This is a genomic window from Bacillus sp. EKM206B (genome assembly GCF_011066015.1).
GTDB classification, from domain to species: Bacteria; Bacillota; Bacilli; order Bacillales; family Bacillaceae; genus Bacillus; species Bacillus velezensis.
Window position 1 is genome coordinate 180523 of record NZ_JAAMNL010000002.1, and the last position, 18357, is coordinate 198879.

Annotated in this window: 24 protein-coding genes; 20 read left to right on the forward strand and 4 right to left on the reverse strand. The window is 46.8% G+C overall.

What is annotated here, in order from left to right; translation table 11 throughout:
• Positions 1 to 8 precede the first annotated feature (8 nt).
• From ctaD to ctaG, 4 genes are read left to right on the forward strand one after another with little or no spacing between them, the layout of a single operon-like run.
• A complete protein-coding gene (ctaD, locus tag G9F50_RS04030) occupies positions 9 to 1877 on the forward strand; it encodes a cytochrome c oxidase subunit I (protein WP_060561727.1) in 1869 nt (622 codons plus the stop codon).
• Positions 1877 to 2500: a cytochrome c oxidase subunit III gene (ctaE, locus tag G9F50_RS04035; protein WP_003154482.1), complete on the forward strand. Its 624-nt coding sequence runs from the start codon at positions 1877 to 1879 to the stop codon at positions 2498 to 2500. Before ctaD ends, ctaE begins: the two co-directional genes overlap by 1 nt.
• Positions 2501 to 2502: 2 nt before the next feature.
• Positions 2503 to 2835 (forward strand): cytochrome c oxidase subunit IVB, encoded by a 333-nt coding sequence (ctaF, locus tag G9F50_RS04040; protein ID WP_015388278.1) that lies wholly within the window; start codon positions 2503 to 2505, stop codon positions 2833 to 2835.
• A gap of 24 nt (positions 2836 to 2859) precedes the next feature.
• Complete coding sequence (gene ctaG / locus G9F50_RS04045) at positions 2860 to 3744, forward strand: cytochrome c oxidase assembly factor CtaG (RefSeq protein ID WP_101536278.1); 885 nt, start codon at positions 2860 to 2862, stop codon at positions 3742 to 3744.
• A 34-nt stretch (positions 3745 to 3778) separates the two neighbouring features.
• Here ctaG and G9F50_RS04050 read toward each other — a convergent pair whose 3' ends face one another.
• The gene (locus tag G9F50_RS04050) at positions 3779 to 4138 is read right to left on the reverse strand and encodes a YugN family protein (protein WP_003154479.1); all 360 of its coding nucleotides are present in this window, start codon (positions 4136 to 4138) and stop codon (positions 3779 to 3781) included.
• 140 nt (positions 4139 to 4278) lie between these two features.
• Here G9F50_RS04050 and G9F50_RS04055 point away from each other — a divergent pair, with 140 nt between their 5' ends.
• The 9 genes from G9F50_RS04055 (at position 4279) to coaD (ending at position 8880) form a co-directional block, all read left to right on the forward strand.
• A complete protein-coding gene (locus G9F50_RS04055) occupies positions 4279 to 4722 on the forward strand; it encodes a CBS domain-containing protein (protein WP_003154478.1) in 444 nt (147 codons plus the stop codon).
• 84 nt (positions 4723 to 4806) lie between these two features.
• Complete coding sequence (locus G9F50_RS04060) at positions 4807 to 5847, forward strand: CAP domain-containing protein (protein WP_007409690.1); 1041 nt, start codon at positions 4807 to 4809, stop codon at positions 5845 to 5847.
• 175 nt (positions 5848 to 6022) lie between these two features.
• A complete protein-coding gene (locus G9F50_RS04065) occupies positions 6023 to 6433 on the forward strand; it encodes a YlbD family protein (protein ID WP_025284691.1) in 411 nt (136 codons plus the stop codon).
• Between the two features lie 15 nt (positions 6434 to 6448).
• A complete protein-coding gene (locus G9F50_RS04070; protein ID WP_003154475.1) occupies positions 6449 to 6688 on the forward strand; it encodes a YlbE-like family protein in 240 nt (79 codons plus the stop codon).
• A gap of 70 nt (positions 6689 to 6758) precedes the next feature.
• Complete coding sequence (ricF, locus tag G9F50_RS04075) at positions 6759 to 7208, forward strand: regulatory iron-sulfur-containing complex subunit RicF (RefSeq protein ID WP_003154472.1); 450 nt, start codon at positions 6759 to 6761, stop codon at positions 7206 to 7208.
• Between the two features lie 58 nt (positions 7209 to 7266).
• The gene (locus tag G9F50_RS04080; RefSeq protein WP_003154470.1) at positions 7267 to 7539 is read left to right on the forward strand and encodes a YlbG family protein; all 273 of its coding nucleotides are present in this window, start codon (positions 7267 to 7269) and stop codon (positions 7537 to 7539) included.
• Between the two features lie 90 nt (positions 7540 to 7629).
• Entirely contained in the window at positions 7630 to 7839 is a 210-nt protein-coding gene (locus tag G9F50_RS04085; RefSeq protein WP_007409692.1) for a hypothetical protein, read from the forward strand.
• Entirely contained in the window at positions 7839 to 8393 is a 555-nt protein-coding gene (rsmD, locus tag G9F50_RS04090) for a 16S rRNA (guanine(966)-N(2))-methyltransferase RsmD (RefSeq protein ID WP_007409693.1), read from the forward strand. Before G9F50_RS04085 ends, rsmD begins: the two co-directional genes overlap by 1 nt.
• A gap of 4 nt (positions 8394 to 8397) precedes the next feature.
• On the forward strand, positions 8398 to 8880 hold the full coding sequence (gene coaD, locus G9F50_RS04095) for a pantetheine-phosphate adenylyltransferase (RefSeq protein WP_060561726.1): 483 nt from the start codon (positions 8398 to 8400) through the stop codon (positions 8878 to 8880).
• Between the two features lie 17 nt (positions 8881 to 8897).
• On the opposite strand, the gene ylbJ is transcribed toward coaD, so the two are convergent.
• Positions 8898 to 10124, reverse strand: coding sequence for a sporulation integral membrane protein YlbJ (gene ylbJ / locus G9F50_RS04100; protein ID WP_039063039.1), 1227 nt, complete (start codon positions 10122 to 10124; stop codon positions 8898 to 8900).
• A gap of 179 nt (positions 10125 to 10303) precedes the next feature.
• Here ylbJ and G9F50_RS04105 point away from each other — a divergent pair, with 179 nt between their 5' ends.
• Positions 10304 to 11083 (forward strand): patatin family protein, encoded by a 780-nt coding sequence (locus tag G9F50_RS04105; protein WP_007409696.1) that lies wholly within the window; start codon positions 10304 to 10306, stop codon positions 11081 to 11083.
• 5 nt (positions 11084 to 11088) lie between these two features.
• A complete protein-coding gene (locus G9F50_RS04110) occupies positions 11089 to 12111 on the forward strand; it encodes a SepM family pheromone-processing serine protease (RefSeq protein WP_007409697.1) in 1023 nt (340 codons plus the stop codon).
• Between the two features lie 18 nt (positions 12112 to 12129).
• Here the strand turns inward: G9F50_RS04110 and G9F50_RS04115 are convergent, their stop codons facing one another.
• The gene (locus G9F50_RS04115; RefSeq protein WP_060561725.1) at positions 12130 to 13377 is read right to left on the reverse strand and encodes a nucleotidyltransferase; all 1248 of its coding nucleotides are present in this window, start codon (positions 13375 to 13377) and stop codon (positions 12130 to 12132) included.
• 208 nt (positions 13378 to 13585) lie between these two features.
• Between G9F50_RS04115 and G9F50_RS04120 the strand changes: the two genes are divergently transcribed.
• The 3 genes from G9F50_RS04120 to gerR all read left to right on the forward strand — a co-directional run bounded on the left by G9F50_RS04120 (position 13586) and on the right by gerR (position 15038).
• Positions 13586 to 14104: a YceD family protein gene (locus G9F50_RS04120; protein WP_012117495.1), complete on the forward strand. Its 519-nt coding sequence runs from the start codon at positions 13586 to 13588 to the stop codon at positions 14102 to 14104.
• A gap of 21 nt (positions 14105 to 14125) precedes the next feature.
• Complete coding sequence (gene rpmF, locus G9F50_RS04125) at positions 14126 to 14305, forward strand: 50S ribosomal protein L32 (protein ID WP_003154457.1); 180 nt, start codon at positions 14126 to 14128, stop codon at positions 14303 to 14305.
• Positions 14306 to 14462: 157 nt separating this feature from the next.
• Positions 14463 to 15038 (forward strand): sporulation-specific transcriptional regulator GerR, encoded by a 576-nt coding sequence (gene gerR, locus G9F50_RS04130; protein WP_015239811.1) that lies wholly within the window; start codon positions 14463 to 14465, stop codon positions 15036 to 15038.
• Between the two features lie 39 nt (positions 15039 to 15077).
• On the opposite strand, the gene G9F50_RS04135 is transcribed toward gerR, so the two are convergent.
• Positions 15078 to 15560, reverse strand: coding sequence for an N-acetyltransferase (locus G9F50_RS04135; protein WP_007409700.1), 483 nt, complete (start codon positions 15558 to 15560; stop codon positions 15078 to 15080).
• 162 nt (positions 15561 to 15722) lie between these two features.
• Between G9F50_RS04135 and G9F50_RS04140 the strand changes: the two genes are divergently transcribed.
• Both G9F50_RS04140 and bshC read left to right on the forward strand, forming a co-directional pair.
• Positions 15723 to 16604: a 2-dehydropantoate 2-reductase gene (locus G9F50_RS04140; protein WP_060561724.1), complete on the forward strand. Its 882-nt coding sequence runs from the start codon at positions 15723 to 15725 to the stop codon at positions 16602 to 16604.
• 86 nt (positions 16605 to 16690) lie between these two features.
• Entirely contained in the window at positions 16691 to 18310 is a 1620-nt protein-coding gene (gene bshC / locus G9F50_RS04145; RefSeq protein WP_015239813.1) for a bacillithiol biosynthesis cysteine-adding enzyme BshC, read from the forward strand.
• Positions 18311 to 18357: the final 47 nt, after the last annotated feature.

The following is an 18357-nucleotide window of genomic DNA, read 5'->3' on the forward strand; positions in this document are numbered from 1 at the left end:
GGTCGCAAATGATGAATACGCTTACAGGACAGCAAAGAAAAAGCTCTTTACTTTGGGATTATTTGACGACGGTTGACCATAAGAAAATCGCGATTTTATATATGATCGCCGGGGGATTTTTCTTCGTCGTCGGCGGACTTGAGGCCATGCTTATCAGGATTCAGCTCTTGAGGCCGGGGAACGATTTTATGGGTGCTCAGCAGTTTAATGAAATTATGACGATGCACGGCACGACAATGATCTTCCTGGCGGCGATGCCGCTGTTATTCGGGCTGATGAACGCGGTTGTGCCGCTGCAGATCGGGGCGCGTGACGTATCATTCCCATTTCTGAATGCGCTCGGATTTTGGCTGTTTTTCTTCGGAGGCATCTTTTTGAATCTGAGCTGGTTTTTAGGGGGCGCTCCTGATGCAGGCTGGACGTCGTACGCGTCGCTTGCGCTGAATTCGAAAGGGCACGGCATAGACTTTTTCGTGCTCGGCCTGCAAATATCAGGCTTAGGGACGCTCATTGCGGGGATCAATTTTCTCGCCACAATTATTAATATGAGGGCGCCGGGTTTGACGTATATGAGACTGCCGCTGTTTACGTGGACGACATTTGTGGCGTCGGCTCTCATTTTATTCGCATTTCCTCCGCTCACCGTCGGTTTGGCGCTGATGATGCTGGATCGTTTGTTCGGAACGAATTTCTTTAATCCTGAATTGGGCGGCAATACGATTATCTGGGAGCATCTGTTTTGGATTTTCGGGCATCCGGAAGTATACATTTTAATTCTTCCCGCCTTTGGGATTTTTTCAGAAATCATTCCCGTATTTGCGAGGAAACGTCTGTTCGGTTATTCGTCTATGGTCTTTGCGATCGTGCTGATCGGCTTTCTCGGGTTCATGGTATGGGTTCACCACATGTTTACGACGGGACTCGGACCGATCGCTAATGCGATATTTGCGGTTGCGACGATGGCGATCGCGGTGCCTACCGGCATTAAAATTTTCAACTGGCTTTTGACCATCTGGGGAGGAAACGTCAAATTCACGACGCCTATGCTGTATGCCGTCGCTTTTATTCCCTCTTTCGTACTCGGAGGAGTCACGGGTGTCATGCTGGCGGCCGCAGCGGCAGATTATCAGTTCCACGATACGTATTTTGTCGTAGCGCATTTCCACTACGTCATTATCGGCGGCGTTGTGTTCGGCATCCTGGCGGGCGTGCATTTCTGGTGGCCGAAAATGTTCGGGAAGGTGCTTCATGAAACGATGGGGAAAATTTCGTTCGTCTTATTTTTTCTCGGGTTTCATCTTACCTTCTTCATTCAGCATTTTCTCGGCTTGATGGGAATGCCGCGGCGCGTTTACACATATCTGCCCGGCCAGGGGCTTGATACCGGCAACCTGATCAGTTCAATCGGCGCGTTTTTCATGGCGGGCGCGGCTGCTTTACTCGTCGTCAATATTATTTATACCTCAATAAAGGGGAAATACGTCGGGAACGACCCGTGGCTGGACGGTCGTACGCTTGAATGGGCGGTCTCTTCGCCGCCGCCGGAATATAATTTTAAACAGCTTCCGTTTGTCCGGGGACTTGACCCGCTGTGGATTGAAAAGCAGGCCGGAAATGAAGGGATGGCGCCTGCAGAGCCTGTAGAGGACATTCATATGCCGAACGGCTCCATCATGCCGTTTATCATATCTTTCGGGCTGTTTGTCGCAGCGTTCGGGTTTTTATACCACTCCGATTATTCATGGGGGCTTCCGGTTATCTTCATAGGGCTCGGCATCACATTCTTTACCATGCTGCTTCGCTCTGTGGTCGATGATTACGGCTATCATATTCACAAAGAAGATCTGCCGAATGATGATAAAGGGGTGAAGGCGTAATGCAGCTGCAGGAAAAAATGACGGCTGAAACCTTTCCGGCTTCTCCTGAAAAAGCAACGCTGGAGGGGAAAAATAAGTTTTTGGGATTTTGGCTGTTTCTCGGCGGCGAAACAGTTCTGTTCGCCTCGCTATTTGCGACATTCCTTGCTTTACGGGAATCAAAAGCCGGAGGGCCGTCAACGGCTGAGATGTTTGAGCTGCCGATCGTGTTTATCGCGACGATGCTTCTTTTGACGAGCAGCTTAACGAGTGTGTATGCGATGTATCATATGAAAAATTTCTCCTTTAAAAAAATGCAGGTGTGGCTTCTGGTTACCGTATTATTGGGAGCGGGATTTTTAGGGGTTGAAATCTATGAATTTATGCATTACACTCACGAATTCGGCTTTACCATTACAAGCTCTGCGCTCGGCTCAGCGTTTTACACGCTCGTCGGCACACACGGAGCACACGTGGCGTTCGGGCTGTTGTGGATCAGCGCGCTCATGATCCGGAATGCGAAAAGAGGGCTCAGCCTTTATAATGCGCCGAAATATTATGTGGCCAGCTTATATTGGCATTTTATCGATGTCGTGTGGGTCTTTATCTTTACCGTTGTATATTTGATGGGGATGGTGGGATAACGATGGACGATAACAAAAACAGAGGGACTGTCAGTACGGATCTCGAATATCGGAGAAGGAAAAATGCCGAGGAGATGAAATATCAGGTCATATCCTTCGGTTTGATGATCGGCCTTACGCTTGTCGCGTTTTTGACGGTGGCTGCAGACGGCATTGCCGGATGGTTTACGATGCCGTTTCTGATCCTGCTTGCGGTCATTCAGGTCATCTTTCAGCTGTTTTACTTTATGCATATGAGCCAGAAGGGGCATGAAGCGCCGTCATTATTTCTGTATTCGGGAATATTTGTCGCGTTTATCACCGTGCTTGCATTTGTCACGATTATTTGGTGGTAATCGGGGCGGCGGGGAGTGAGAGATTTGATTAATTTGGAAATGTTCGGGTTTCGCGCAATGTGGAGCCCGTATCTGTTTTGTATAACTGCCGTGATAACAGGTGTTTACTTTTACTGGTGCAGCCGGCATGAAGGACGTGTGGCCGTTAAGGAGAAGGTGCTGTTTGTGCTTTCCGCGCTATTTTTTTACGCGGCTGCGGGAAGTCCGGTTGATTTATTGGGCCATGTGATGTTCAGCGCCCATATGGCGCAGATGGCGGTTCTGTTTTTAGTCGTACCGCCGCTGTTGATCTCCGGAATTCCCGGCTGGGCATGGAAAAAACTGATCTTCCGTCCTGTCGTAAAGCCGCTGTTTTCGTTTTTTTCAATGCCGCTTATCGCTTTAGTGCTGTTTAACGGTATTTTTTCGCTGTATCACATCCCGTTTATATTTGATTTCGTCAAAACGGATTCGCTGTATCACACGCTGATGAACGGACTCATCTTTGTAACGGCGTTTTTTATGTGGTGGCCGCTTGTGCATAAGGTGGACGGTCTGCCCCGTCTCAGCGGTTTAATGAAGCTGGGGTATATTATGGCAGACGGGATTTTGTTAACGCCGGCCTGCGCGCTCATTATGTTCAGCGGGGCACCCATGTACGCCACGTATACAGATCCGGCGGCTTGGGCCGAAGCAATGAAGCTTTGCGTTCCTTTAGATTTGCTGGAGGAGATTCCTTTATCCGGACCGGAGATGTTTAACACGCTGCCTCCTCTGGAAGATCAGCAGCTTGGGGCAGTGCTGATGAAAATCATTCAAGAGGCGGTCTACGGAATATATTTGGCTGTCATCTTTTTTCAGTGGGTCAGAACGGAACGGGAAAAAGATACGCTGTCAGAGCCGCCGTATATCGAGCATACCGTCTCATGAAAAAAAGTACAGCAGAACATGCTGTACTTTTTTATTACATTTGCACTGTTTTTAATGACTCTTCCAATTCAAGCAGTAAAGCTTTGCTTTCAGCGACGACATGTTCCGGAAATTCTTCAGCGCTGCCGTATTCTACGCCGTGCGGATAATAATGCTTTCCTAAAAGAGGGGCCTTCAGCTGAATCACGGCCCGTCTGCCGCCGACATCGCCCTCTTTTGCCGTTCCTTGAATCCGCAGATAAAATGTCCCCTCAGGTACTGAAAACTTTTTGTCGTAAGTCACTCTTTCATAATCCCATTGTCCAGCCAGAATGAGCCCTTTACCTTCCATCAGATCATTCAAGCGGCTGAGCTCCGCTGTTACCCCTTCAAGACCGCTGTTTTCAAACTTCAAACCTTCCCCCTCCTTTTAAAAATGCCCTTTCCTGACAATCATAGTATGAAAGCGTTACACTTTCAATGATTCATACGGTGAAAGTATGCAAAAAGAAAAATTTGACGACAATAGTAGCAGAAAAAAGGAGGAGTTCCGCAATGACAAAGATCAATAAGCTCATGACGTCAGACTTGCAATATTGTACAGTATTAGATAATGTATATGAAGCTGCGGTGAAGATGAAAGACGCGGATGTCGGCGCCATTCCGATAGTGGATGAAGACGGCGCCACACTTGTCGGGATCGTGACAGACAGAGATCTCGTATTACGGGGAATTGCTTCAAAAAAGCCGAACTCTCAAAAAATAACCGACGCAATGACAGAGCGGGTTATCAGTGCAGAAGAAGACGCCTCTGTGGAGGAGGTGCTCCATTTGATGGCTGAACATCAGCTCAGAAGAATTCCCGTCACAAGGGATAAAAAACTGGTCGGCATTGTTACGCTCGGCGATCTTTCGTTGGCCGAGCAATCAAATGAGCAAGCGGGCCGGGCGCTGTCTGACATTTCTGAAGACGGAGGTCCGGAGGGGTTTATCCATTAAACATAAATCACGGACGATGCAAATAGGCTGTACTGTATAAGAGTACACAAAAACAGAACGGTTTGATGATATGGGGGTGAGAGGTTGAAAAATATCGCAAGGGCTCTCGTTATCCTTTTGCTTATTTACGGAGCGTATGTTCTGTTTATACAATATGGATCGGCTCCTCAGAAAAAGACGGATCAGGAGGAGCCTCAGGTTTCCAATGAAGAAGAGAGCGGAAAACGGCTGAAAATGCCGTCATCCGGACTGCTTTCTCTCATGGGGAAATCTGCCGCCGATGTGAAAAAGAAACTTGGGGAACCGTCTCGGAAAGATCCTTCTGCCTACGATTACGAGTGGTGGGTGTACAACCAGGGGAAAGACCAATACGTACAAGTCGGTATTTTGAATGATAAAGCCGTGACTTTATACGCTTCGGGAAGCGGCATCAACGCAAAACCGTTTAAGATCGGCGAATCGACGGGCGAAGTTTTTAAAACGACGCAGGTTTCTCCTTTTGTCAATGTGACTGACAAGGGAAACACGTATCGGTTCGAGTTTTCTGAAGAAGATATCAATACCCGTCCCACCGTTAAGATAGGCGGAATGTATGTTCAGCTGTACATGGACAAATTTGACGGGAATCTGTCAAGCATCAGGGCATTTGATGCGGAAACACTTGTGAAACAAAGGCCGTATGAGGTCATGTACAGAGGAAAGCTGACAGAACCCGAGCCTGTTTCTGATAAAAAATGGAACGACATTGAACGAGCGAGTGAGCAGCAGATTCTCGATATTACAAATGTCATCCGCGTGAAACACGGACTTGCAAGGCTGAAATGGGACGAAGGCGCCGCAAAAGTGGCATTCGGCCACAGCAAGGACATGAAGGATAACAAGTATTTCTCTCACGTCTCAAAGAAATACGGGACTCTGAAGGACCGCTTGGAAAAAGGCGATGTGAAATACCGGGAGGCCGGTGAAAATATTGCCTACAACTATGTGGACGGTCCTGCAGCCGTGGAGGGCTGGCTGAACAGCGAAGGCCACAGAAAGGCGCTGTTAAGCCCGGATTATACGCACCTCGGTGTCGGCGTTGATCAGAAGTATTATACGCAAAACTTCATTAAGCCTTGGCAGTAAAAAACCGCAGAGGGGCGCGTCCCCCGCGGTTTTTTTATGTTTTTTCGCGAGCGGTGCTTCTGGCGAAAAAAACAATTTTTATATATACCTGCTTTTTTTCGCAATTTAGGCGAACATTAAGGCGCATGAACCGATACATTATAGCAGGCAAAACTTTTCGGAGGGGGTGAGAATTGTGGCGAATCAGCAATCACGGCAATCAATCGATGATTTTAAACAATTCGTAAAAAAGCATCCCAAACTGATCCAAAATGTTCGCAAGGAACAAAGAAGCTGGCAGGAAGTCTATGAAAACTGGGTTCTTCTGGGCGAGGATGATCCGATATGGAACCCTTTTAAAGACGAGGCCGTTCAGCCTTCTTCCGACGCGGAAACCAAACAGGAACCAGCTGAAAAAAACGATTTCGTTTCAAAAATGGTCACTGCCGTCAAAAAGATGGATATCAACCAAATGAATGAGCAGATCAATAAAATGAGCCAATCCATTTCATCATTGCAAAGCCTTTTAAGCCAATTTTCGGGGAGCAGCACGAAGCAGCCCCGGCAAGGCTCCGGACAACATCCTTTTTCGTTCAGGAAGGATTAAAGAAGGGGATCGTGTATGCGAAAAGAGGTTCAGGAATTCATATCCGCAGATGAGGAACGGAAACGGTTTATACGGCAGCGCCCCGTCTGGTACCGCAGACTTGCGAGAAAACCGGACGATCTCAATTCCTTTCAGCTTGACATGATGAATTTTTATGAAAAGACGATACCTCATCGGGTAAGCCAATTCTCAAACGGGATTCAAATGGCGCAGATGATGATGCAGATGGTTCACGCCATGCGTTCACAGGATTAAAAAGCGTTTAAACGCCGCATTTTCCAATTGGGTGGTTTCATGGTAAACTAGCAACTGGAGGTGCGTATTTATGTATGCAACAATTGAGTCCGTCAAGCTTCAAAGTGAAGCGGAGCAGCTTGCCGGCATGATTCTGCAGTCTGAGACGGCTGAAAATTACCGCGATTGTTACAAGCGTCTCCGTGAAGATGAAGAGGCAGGGCGGATCATTCGTTCTTTTATGAGCGTTAAAGAGCAGTATGAGGATGTGCAGCGCTTTGGCAAATACCATCCTGATTATAGAGAGATTTCCCGCAAAATGAGAGAAATGAAGCGGGAACTGGATTTAAACGATAAGGTGGCCGAATTTAAAAAAGCGGAGACTGAGCTTCAGTCGCTGCTTGACGAGATCAGCATTGAACTCGGAACGGCCGTCTCGGAGCATGTAAAAGTTCCGACGGGGAATCCTTATTTTGACGGCCTGTCATCCTGCGGCGGCGGCTGCGGTTCCGGCGGCGGCTGCGGATGCAAAGTTTCCTGACGAGACGGCCGTCTCGTCTTTTACATAAAATGAACAGAAAGTCAGGCGGGTGATCATGATGGAAAATAAGCGCCAAGGCATAATCGTATATCTGCATTCTTTAAAACACAGCAAAATGCTGAGAAAATTCGGCAACGTTCATTATGTTTCCAAACGGCTGAAATACGTTGTGCTGTATTGCGATATGGATCTAATCGAAAAAACAATGGAAAAGATTTCTTCTTATTCTTATGTGAAGAAGGTAGAGCCTTCTTATAAACCTTTTTTAAAGCTGGAATTTGAATCAAAGCTTGATAAGGCGAAAGAGTACGATTATAAAGTCGGTATATAAAAAAATCCCCGCAGATACCTGCGGGGTCCTTCTATTCCTTAACAAGTTAAGGAGAAGGAAAAGGGAGAGGAGAAACCGGAGGAAGAACTTATGGGGAAACGTAAGTCTTCTCCGCGGTTGGCAACAACATCATTCATTGATGCTGTTACACGTAGTCTTGACAGGAATGTGAATATGTATACACGTTTTTCACGTTCATTGTTTGAAAGAATGCTTTATGATAAGATAGGGATTGTTTTGATACATAACGGCTCAGCCGATGAGAAACATCAAAGTTTTCAGAAAAAGTGGTGTGAATAATGAGAGTAATTTCCGGTTCAAGAAAAGGACGAGCCTTAAAGGCTGTGCCGGGCACATCAACAAGGCCGACGACGGATAAAGTAAAAGAGTCTATTTTTAATATGATCGGCCCGTATTTTGACGGAGGAACGGGGCTGGATTTGTTTGCGGGGAGCGGCGGTCTCGGGATTGAAGCGCTGTCGCGCGGATTTGACCGCTGTATCTTTGTGGATCGTGATTTCAAAGCCATCCAAACGGTAAAAGCGAATATCAAAGCGCTTGATCTGCTGTCTTCAGCGGAAGTATACCGCAATGATGCAGAGCGGGCCCTCTATGCCGCGGCGAAACGGGAAAAAGGTTTTGACGGAATTTTCTTAGATCCTCCGTATAAGGAACAAAAGCTGAAAGCGCTTATCGAAATGATTGATGAGCAGAACATGCTGAATGAAGACGGTTTTGTCGTAGCCGAGCATGATAAAGCCGTTGCGCTTCCTGAAGCCGTCGGCGCGCTTTCTGTAACAAGAAGGGAAATTTACGGGCTTACAGGAGTGACGATATACCGAAATAGGGGGTAATGATGTGGCAAGTATAGCTGTATGTCCCGGAAGTTTTGATCCCGTCACCTACGGACATCTGGACATTATCAGACGGGGGGCAAACGTGTTTGAGCAGGTGTACGTATGCGTGCTCAATAATTCTTCTAAGCAGCCGCTGTTTACAGTTGAGGAACGATGTGAGCTGTTAAGAGAAGTGACAAAAGACATACCGAATGTTACGGTCGAGACGTCACAGGGACTGTTAATCGACTATGCGAAAAAAAAGCGGGCGAAGGCGATTATCAGGGGGCTCAGAGCCGTTTCTGACTTCGAATATGAGATGCAGGGGACTTCCGTCAACCGCGTGCTCGACGAATCAATAGAAACTTTTTTTATGATGACGAACAATCAGTACTCTTTTTTAAGTTCAAGCATCGTAAAAGAAGTCGCAAAATATAACGGCCCTGTTTCAGAGTTTGTTCCTCCGGAAGTTGAACAGGCGCTGATGCAGAAATATAAAGGATGAGAGCGCTGACTGGCGTCTCATCCTTTTTTTGTCCGTGCTGACAGCCTGTAACAATAAATCAATGCGTACACGGCGAGAGCTGTCAGCGTGATGGCGGGACCGGTTTCAACAAGTGTATTCCATCCGCTGACGGCAGCAGATACCGCGTCCTGATCGCGGAAAGGGAGGAATACGGACTGGTAAGGTTCGTCCAATGCAAGGTAAAGCGGCTTCCACAGTAAGAGAATAAAGAGTGCGGCGTAAATGCCCTGAAGGATACGCGCCGCGAAAAACGGTTTAAAGCGGATATCTGTTTCCGATAAAATGCCGGCTACCTGGGCCTGTACGGAAAGGCCGCTGAACCCGAGAATAAAACTCACAATCATGGCTTTCGGCAGCAAGGCGGCATCAGCTTCACTGACCAGCTTGCTCCCAAGTGTAATTTCAAACATTCCGCTGATAAGAGGGATGTCCAGATTTGCCGGAAGATGAAAAAGCGAAAGCAGCGCGTTTGTAAATACAGAAAGCACATCCATGACTTGTACGATTGATAATAACCGGCTGAAAACCGAAAACAATATAATAAAACCGCCCACCATCAGCAAGGTTTGTACAGAAGAGGTGACGGCGTCGCCCAAAATTTTTCCGAGCGGCCGCTTTTCCGAAAGCCGCGCCTTGTGGAGGGCCAGAAATGCTTCCTTCAGAGAAGGGAGAGCGATCGTCTTTTTACCGGTATACGCCGCTTCTTCTTTCCGTCCGTATGAACGCATCGTCAGGCCGACGGCGATGTTTCCGAGATAGTGAGCCGATGCCAGCAGAATGCCGAGAGACGCGTTATGAAAAAAGCCGACTGCCACCGCAGCGAATATAAATAACGGATTGGATGAATTGGTAAAAGAGACGAGGCGTTCAGCCTCTACTCTGGAGATTTGTTTATCCTGGCGCAGCCGTGCAGTCAGCTTCGCGCCGGCCGGATTGCCTGAAGCCATGCCCATAGCCAGTACAAATCCGCCGACCCCCGGCACTCTGAAAATGGGACGCATAAAGGGTTCGAGTAAAAGGCCGACAAACTTGACAATGCCAAATCCGATTAAAAGCTCAGATAGAATAAAAAACGGAAGCAATGAAGGAAAAACTACCTCCCACCACATGGAAAGGCCGGTTTTGGAGGCTTCGAATGAGGCCTGAGGGTGTGAAATAACCGTCGCCGTCAAAAAAATGAAAAACAATGAAATCAAAAATGTATGAAACTTAGACAAATTCATTCTTACCTCCCCGATGCTAAAATTGCACACTGACATTTATATCATGATAAAATATAGAACAGACCTTAAAGGCGGCCGGGCAAGTACCTATTTGTCATCCTGTACTAATATACGAGCATAGGGGTTCAATTTAGACCATAGAATTCATGTATAGGATGTCTATTAGGGGGTTCGTCGCGTTGGCCAAACCTACAATCGGGTTAGCGTTAGGTTCGGGAGGGGCAAGAGGCATCGCTCATCTCGGAGTGTTATCCAGTTTACATAAGCATCAGATTCCAATTGATATGATTGCCGGCAGCAGCATGGGAGCATTAGTCGGAAGCTTTTATGCGGCCGGGCATGACGTGGCCACGATGAAAAAAGTCGCTAAAGCATTTAAGCGGCGGCTGTACGCGGATTATACGATGCCGAAGCTCGGATTTTTAAAAGGAGACCGCATCAGGCAGCTCGTTCATGCCTATACGTACGGCAAGCCGATAGAAGAACTGCGGATCCCGCTCGGCATCGTGGCCTGCGACCTTCAGACCGGCGAAAAACTCGTTTTTACGAAAGGTTCAGTGTCCGAAGCCGTCCGCGCGAGCATCAGCATACCGGGCGTTTTCGTCCCGCAAAAAATGAACGGACGTATGTTAGTCGACGGCGCGGTGGTCGACAGAATCCCGGTTTCCGCCGTAAAAGATATGGGTGCTGATATCGTCATCGCCTCTGACGTCTCCCGGGTGAAAAAAACGGAAAAGGCGGCACATATTTTTGATGTAATCATGCAAAGTATGGATATACTGCAAAATGAATTGGTCCGTCACCAGACCATTGCCGCAGACGTCATGATCCGCCCTTCTCTTGAATCATTCAGCTCAAGTTCTTTTGCCAACATTGATCATATGATCACAGCGGGCGAAGAAGCCGCAGACCGGATGATCGGCCGGATTAAACAAGAAATAGAGAACTGGGAGGGCTAACTCATATGAAAGCAAAACATTTTCGCTGGGTGTTTATCATCCTGATCTTATTAATCGCTGTTACATTTATTAAGCTTCCGTATTACATCACACAGCCGGGAGAAGCATCAGAGCTGAGACCGCTGATTAAGGTGGACGGAGGCTATCCTGAAAAAGGAAGCCTTTCCTTGATGACTGTCAAAGTAGGCCCCGCCAATCCGTATACATATCTTTGGGCGAAAGTGCATCCTTACGAAGAAATCGTCCCTGATGAAAGCATAAAAGAAGAGGGCGAATCGGACTCGGATTATATGAAGCGCCAGCTGCAAATGATGAAAAGCTCCCAAGAAAACGCGGTCATTGCCGCTTATCAAAAAGCCGGGAAACAGGTGAAATACTCATTTAACGGCATTTATGCCAGCTCAGTCGTCTCTGACATGCCGGCAAAAGGAAAAATAGAGGTCGGTGATAAAATCATCAGCGCGGACGGGAAAACATACGAATCCGCTGAAAAGCTGATTGATTATATCAGCAGCAAGAAAGCGGGGGAAAAAGTAACGTTTCACATTGAACGGGACACGAAAGAAAAGACCGTTGACATTGTGCTGAAATCATTCCCGGACGACCCGAAAAGAGCGGGAATCGGTGTTGCATTATATACGGACCGGAACGTGAAAGTGAAGCCGGATCTCCATTTCAGCATTGAAAACATCGGCGGGCCTTCTGCGGGTCTCATGATGTCTTTAGAAATTTACAACCAGCTGACAAAACCTGACGAAACAAAAGGCTATAATATAGCCGGAACGGGGACAATCGACGTGGACGGCAAAGTCGGACCGATCGGCGGAATCGATCAGAAAGTCGTCGCCGCAGACAAAGCGGGAAAAGATATTTTCTTTGCTCCGAATCAAAACGGAGCTGAAAATTCTGATTACAAAAATGCGGTAAAAACGGCGAAAGCAATCAAGTCCGATATGAAAATCGTCCCTGTCGACACCATGCAGGACGCACTTGACTATTTGGATCAGCTGAAAGTAAAAAGCACCTGATACAGACAGGTGCTTTTTTTACGCATTCAAAAAACGCTTTTCGTCTTCATCATAGCGGATCGGCGCTTGTGAAAATTCCTGTTTCTCAAACAATGTGCGTTCAGGTTCGTTTATCGGCAGGCTGTAAACCCGTCCCGCCAGTATGTCCAGATCCAGAGCGGGATGAGAGAAAGAAGAGAGCTTGCTGACGAGAGGTGCGGTAAGCTCTTTTTTCTTTGCCGACAGGTACGCCTGTCCTTTTTTCGTCATTCCGAGAAGACGGATATAAGGAGCGCTTGAAGGCTGCAAGAGCCGATGCATGTCTTCTTTTTTCGTCCGTGTCAGAATGTGCGTGTTCATCCGCTGCAGCCTCGTCCACGTGTATCGTTTTGTTTTCAATCGTTCCATCATTTCGCGATAGGATCGGGTTTGTCTGATGGTGCGCAGAATTCTGTGCTCAAGGCCTTCTTCCACTTCATAGATTCGGCTCAATTCTTCAGCGGAAAGAGTGCTGAGGCTGTATTTTACATATGAAAAATAGTCTTCCGTGCTGTGCCATATGCCGTATGAATTTCTGTATGCCTCCAGCTCACGCGCAGACGCTTCCGGGAGAAAGCTCCTTACGGCCGCCGTTCCTTTTTCTATCAGCGCTTTCCGGATGCTTGTTGCGCTGGCTATCCGGCTGTTATCTCCGGGAAGCTCGGCGTCATGATATTGGGAAGCGATTCTGGCTGTCGTATAAGGCTTCATAGCGGAACCGGAGGTGTGTATGGCTCTAACGTAGTGAAAACCGAGAATATTGTTCGGCTTGGACAAATCGAGCATGTCCCGCCCTTTGAATATGTGTGAAAAAGCTTTTGAGGCGGCGGCCGGATAGCTGAGACCCTTTTTCAGCTCCTCTTTCAGAATCAGGCTGCAGTCATCTTCCTTTCGGCTGAACGCTTCAGACGCTTCAAGAAAGGATTCGATCCGCCCGTTTTCGCTGCCGAAAAACAAGCTGCTGCATCCTAAATGATGAAGAAGCGAAACGCTGCCGCGCGCGAATAATTCCGCTTTTTGTACGGCATATATATAAGGGAGCTCAATGACGATATCCACGCCGTTTTCCAGCGCCATTTTTGTCCGGGCCCACTTTGAGACGGCGGCCGGTTCCCCGCGCTGCAAAAAAGGGCCGCTCATCACCGCCGCCGCGACGCTGCTGTCCGTTTTGATTTTTGCTTGTTCCGCATGATAGCGGTGTCCGTTATGAAAGGGATTATATTCAACAACCAGGCCGACTGCTTTCATATTTGTCCCGCCTTTCTTGCTATGTTTTGCTTCGTGTGGTACATTTGCAAATGAAGTGCATATTTTAGTCCGTTTCGTTTAGTGTATGCATAGCCTATCCGGCTGTCAACGATTGCATGACGGCGGCATTATGCTGTAAAGAAAAAATATTGACAAAAACATTCTGAAAAGCTATAATCATGTTTGTTGCTTTCCTGAGGTGATACAAATGAAATGGACGATTTATCAGCTTCATCAAATCGCGAAAAAGAGCTTTGAATTTGATGAAACAGTTGAGTTAAATGAGCTGACAAAATTGAATTCTGACATCCGCCGCATTTCTCCCGTCCGGGTGAAGGGCCGCGCGGAGATTGAATCCAAGCAAGTTTCGTTTGACTTTACGATTTCAGGCGAAATGGTTTTGCCGTGCTCAAGAACTTTAGTTGATGTGCCGTATCCATTTACAATCGCGACAAAAGAACTGTTTAGATTTCATAAGTCGGATGATATAGAAGATGAGGACGTTCATTTTGCTGAAGACGATACCGTCGACTTAACTCCGATCATAAAAGAAGAGATTCTTTTAGAAATTCCTATGCAAGTCTTTTGTGAAACTGAACAAAAAGAAGGAGCCGCTCCCCAAGTGGGGAAGGATTGGCAAGTGATTTCTGAGGAAGACAAGAAAAATCAAATCGACCCCAGACTTGCGGATCTGAAAAAGCTCTTAACACAAGATGATGAATCTTAACTCTTTAAGGAGGTGGGAATAATGGCTGTACCTTTTAGAAGAACTTCTAAAATGAAAAAAAGATTGCGCCGTACACATTTCAAACTAAATGTACCTGGTATGACAGAATGCCCGTCATGCGGAGAGATGAAATTGTCTCACCGTGTATGTAAAGCATGCGGATCATACAACGGCAAAGACATAAATGTTAAAAGCAATTAATGTATGAAGAAAAGCGCGGGAATCTCGGTTCCTGCGCTTTTCTTTTTTTTGCCCCTCCGGCCTGCTTCCGCCGAAAAAATTGTGAGCCCCAGTAGTCTATCTAATCTATCAGCGGCATATGTATGAGGTAAATGAGCAAATATGGAGGGAGATACGATTGACGATAACGAGACAAGACGCGTGGACGCAAGATGAAGATTTGCTGCTGGCCGAAGTGGTGCTCAGGCATATTCGGGAAGGCGGGACCCAGCTTTCCGCTTTTGAAGAAGTCGGCAGAGCGCTGACGAGAACGGCTGCCGCCTGCGGGTTCAGATGGAATTCTTATGTCAGAAAACAATATCAGTCAGGGATAGAACTGGCGAAAAAACAGCGGAAGGAATTAAGAAAGCAGATCGGGGTGCATTCCGCCAATCTGCCGGGAACCGTCAAACAGCCTCCGATCCGCAGGGCTGAAGGAGAAAAAGAGCTGTCCATTGATGATGTCATTTTGTTTCTGCAGCAATTTAAAGAGTCGCCAGCCGCAGCGGATATGCGTCATGAAAAAGAAAAACTCACAGAACAGCTGACCGCGCTGCAAAAAGAAGTCGAGGATCTGCGTGAGGAAAATGAAAGCTTGAGAAACAAGCTGGAGATGACGGAAGAAGATTATAAAGCGTTAATTGACATTATGGACAGAGCGAGAAGGATGGTCAATTCAAAAGAAGACGACAGAAAATCGGCGCAGAGCCTGTAAAATGAACCGGCCTGGGGGCGGCGCCCCGCCGGTTTTTTATTATGCCGTTTCTCCGGATGTCATTTCACCGTCCATATCGGGATGCCAGATATAAGGATTTTCTCCTTTATCACGCGCCATATCATATTTAACGGGCTCAAAATTCATCTTATCCCAGAAATCTGCTGATTTCATGCGTGAATTTGTCCTGATCGGCATTCTGAAGGATTTTGCAAAATCAACAAGCGCTTTTCCGTATCCGTTGTTTTGATAGCCCGGAAGAACCTCAAGCTTCCAAAGTTCCAAAAAGTCCTGACGGTGGTCAAAATACGGATTCGCGCCTCCGTTTACCTGATATAAACTCATTCTCGCCACTAGTTTATCCCCGAAGTAAATCCCGTAAAAAGGCGAGGTGCTGTCATTTTCAATGATATTATCCTGAAGATCTTCAAGCATCGACAGCTCCTGCATCCCGTATTCCTTAAACCTTTTAAATTCTTCGAGTGTCTTAAAGTTGATGAGCAGTCGCTCTATTTTCAACACAAACTCCCCCTTTGTTGTGTTCTATCATTATTGTAAACGCTTTAATTGAAAATTCCAACTATAATATGCTTGCCAGTCTTTTTGCTCAAAGCGAAATTGAAGTAATTTGCGGCGGCTTCTGCTATGATAATATGGAAAAATGCAGATATAGGGTGTGACAGTGTGAAAATCGGAATTATCGGCGGCGGAGCGGTAGGCCTTTTATGTGCTTACTACTTATCGTCCCGCCATCAGGTAACGGTCATTACGCGGCGGACGGAGCAGGCTGATGCGATTAACTCAGGCGGTATACGGCTTTTGAAAGACGGAATAGAATGTACGGCGGCATGCAGAGCGCAAACCGGCCTCACTTCCGGATTCGACCTCTTAATCGCAGCCGTTAAACAGCACCAGCTAAGTGCTGTGTTGCGGGATCTTGAGACGATAAAAGGGACGAATGTGCTGTTTTTGCAAAACGGCATGGGACACATACACGACATTAAAGATTGGCATACGGATCATTCGCTTTATGTCGGCACAGTTGAGCACGGAGCAAAAAAGATATCAGATCATGCCGTTGAACATACGGGAGCGGGAGCCGTAAGATGGAGTGTATTCAGCGCATCCCGGCCGGAAACGCTCCAAAGCATCTTTTCCGGCATGCACCGGGATTTTCCCGTATATGATGAGAACGACTGGTATCGGCTGTTAACGGGAAAACTGATCATAAATGTATGCATCAACCCGTTAACTGCATTGCTGCGCGTGAAAAACGGAGAGCTGTTAAGAAATGACGCTTACAAAAAATATATGAGAAACGTGTTTGAAGAAGCGGAGACAATACTTGGCCTCGCCGATAGAGAAAAAGCGTGGAACAAGGTTTGCGAAGTTTGCAGACTGACGGAAAAAAATCATTCTTCCATGCTCGTCGATATCATGGCAGGCAGGCGGACAGAGGCCGATACGATTATCGGCTACCTTGTAAAAGAAGCGGAAAGCCGCGGATTGCCGGCCGTTCATCTCCCGTTTTTACACCGCAGCATAAAAGCGTTAGAAAGAAACTGAAACAAAGTCTTTTGAGGTTTTCCGGTAACATGCTATACTCATTTCGGAAACCTAACTATTTATTGGAGAAAGGAAGTTCCAGACAGATGCAGCTAACTGAACTTTCCATCAAAAGTCAAAATAAGTTTGTGCAGCACTATATAGATGGAGAAAACATGTCTTCATTTTTTGATTATGATATTCATTCAGAGGACGTATGGCAAAAGCGGCTTCACGACTTGTCTTCGCGGCCGTTTGCCAGAGAAGAATTAGCGGATTATTTATCCTCCTATCACGAAAAATTTCACTCCGCCGCCATGCAGGCCTCCATCGAAAAACTGAGAGATCCAAAAAGCGCAGCGGTAGTAGGCGGCCAGCAGGCCGGTCTTTTAACGGGGCCTCTTTACACCATACATAAAATTATCTCCATTATCGTACTTGCCAGACAGCAGGAAGAGGCGTTGCAGATTCCTGTCGTTCCGATTTTCTGGGTGGCGGGTGAAGATCACGATCTGGAAGAAATCAATTTTGTGCATACGTCAACAGAGAATAAAGGTCCGGTGAAACAGAAACTGCCGCAGTCGTACTGGAAAAAAACATCGGCGGCTAAAACCGAGCTTGATCAGGAAAAATGCGCGGCTTGGATTGATGAAGTGTTCGCTGCTTTTGAGGAGACGGATCACACAAACACACTCCTTCAAAACGTGAAGCGATGTTTACGCTCATCAGAGACATTCACGGACTTTTTTGAGCTGTTGATCGCCGACTTGTTTCAAGAAGAAGGCCTTATTCTGATGAATTCGGGAGATCCGGGGATTAAAAAGCTGGAAACGGGTATGTTTCAGCAGATTTTAAAACACAATCATGAGCTTGCCAAAGCCGTGTCAGACCAGCAGCGTCTTATGCGGGAAGCCGGTTATCACCCGATTATTGAATCGGACAAAGATCAGGCCAATCTGTTTTACGAACATGAGGGAGAGCGTTTCTTAATTGAAAAAGAAAACGGCGTTTTTGTCATTAAGGAGCTTGACCTGAAGTGGACGAACGACGAGCTTCATACCCATATGGAAGAAAAACCGGAATGTTTCAGCAATAACGTTGTGACAAGGCCGCTTATGCAGGAGTTTCTCATCCCGACTCTGGCGTTTATCGCGGGACCGGGGGAGATCAATTATTGGGGTGAGCTGAAGCGGGCTTTCTCATTAATGGGCTTTCGCATGACCCCGGTAATGCCGAGACTGAACATTACGATTCTTGAGCGCCATATTGAAAAGAAGCTTTCAGAACGGAATATCCCGCTTCAGGAAGCGATCGAACACGGCACCGGACACCTGAAAGACACTTATTTTGAAGAGCAGATTCCGGAAGAGTTTTCTTCTGTAATGGAACAGGCGAAGTCGCAGATTGAAGCTGTCCATAAACGCGCAAGGGACGAAGCGCTGAAGGTCGATTCAAGCCTTGAGCCGCTCTTACAGAAGAATGCCGCCTTCATTCAAGATCAGCTCTTGTTTTTAGAACGGACGGTAACGAAAAGAATTGAAGAAAAAGAAGGTTTTGTGCTGCGTGACTATGAAAGAATCCAAAACAGCATCAGACCGCTCGGCGCTCCGCAGGAACGGATTTGGAATGTGATGTATTATCTGAACCGCTACGGTCCAAAATTCTTCACAACCTTCAAACATCTGCCATTTTCTTTTCAAAACCAACATCAGATTGTCAAACTTTGAAATAAAGTTTTAAAGAACCCTGAATAGTTCAGGGTTTTTTTTTATGT

Bases quoted from the DNA above. Each gene is read 5' to 3' on its own strand.
- ctaD (WP_060561727.1), top strand. From the start codon at position 9: ATGATGAATACGCTTACAGGACAGCAAAGAAAAAGCTCTTTACTTTGG.
- ctaE (WP_003154482.1), top strand. From the start codon at position 1,877: ATGCAGCTGCAGGAAAAAATGACGGCTGAAACCTTTCCGGCTTCTCCT.
- ctaF (WP_015388278.1), top strand. From the start codon at position 2,503: ATGGACGATAACAAAAACAGAGGGACTGTCAGTACGGATCTCGAATAT.
- G9F50_RS04055 (WP_003154478.1), top strand. From the start codon at position 4,279: ATGACAAAGATCAATAAGCTCATGACGTCAGACTTGCAATATTGTACA.
- G9F50_RS04070 (WP_003154475.1), top strand. From the start codon at position 6,449: ATGCGAAAAGAGGTTCAGGAATTCATATCCGCAGATGAGGAACGGAAA.
- ricF (WP_003154472.1), top strand. From the start codon at position 6,759: ATGTATGCAACAATTGAGTCCGTCAAGCTTCAAAGTGAAGCGGAGCAG.
- G9F50_RS04080 (WP_003154470.1), top strand. From the start codon at position 7,267: ATGGAAAATAAGCGCCAAGGCATAATCGTATATCTGCATTCTTTAAAA.
- G9F50_RS04085 (WP_007409692.1), top strand. From the start codon at position 7,630: ATGGGGAAACGTAAGTCTTCTCCGCGGTTGGCAACAACATCATTCATT.
- rsmD (WP_007409693.1), top strand. From the start codon at position 7,839: ATGAGAGTAATTTCCGGTTCAAGAAAAGGACGAGCCTTAAAGGCTGTG.
- ylbJ (WP_039063039.1), bottom strand. From the start codon at position 10,124: ATGAATTTGTCTAAGTTTCATACATTTTTGATTTCATTGTTTTTCATT.
- G9F50_RS04110 (WP_007409697.1), top strand. From the start codon at position 11,089: ATGAAAGCAAAACATTTTCGCTGGGTGTTTATCATCCTGATCTTATTA.
- G9F50_RS04115 (WP_060561725.1), bottom strand. From the start codon at position 13,377: ATGAAAGCAGTCGGCCTGGTTGTTGAATATAATCCCTTTCATAACGGA.
- G9F50_RS04120 (WP_012117495.1), top strand. From the start codon at position 13,586: ATGAAATGGACGATTTATCAGCTTCATCAAATCGCGAAAAAGAGCTTT.
- rpmF (WP_003154457.1), top strand. From the start codon at position 14,126: ATGGCTGTACCTTTTAGAAGAACTTCTAAAATGAAAAAAAGATTGCGC.
- bshC (WP_015239813.1), top strand. From the start codon at position 16,691: ATGCAGCTAACTGAACTTTCCATCAAAAGTCAAAATAAGTTTGTGCAG.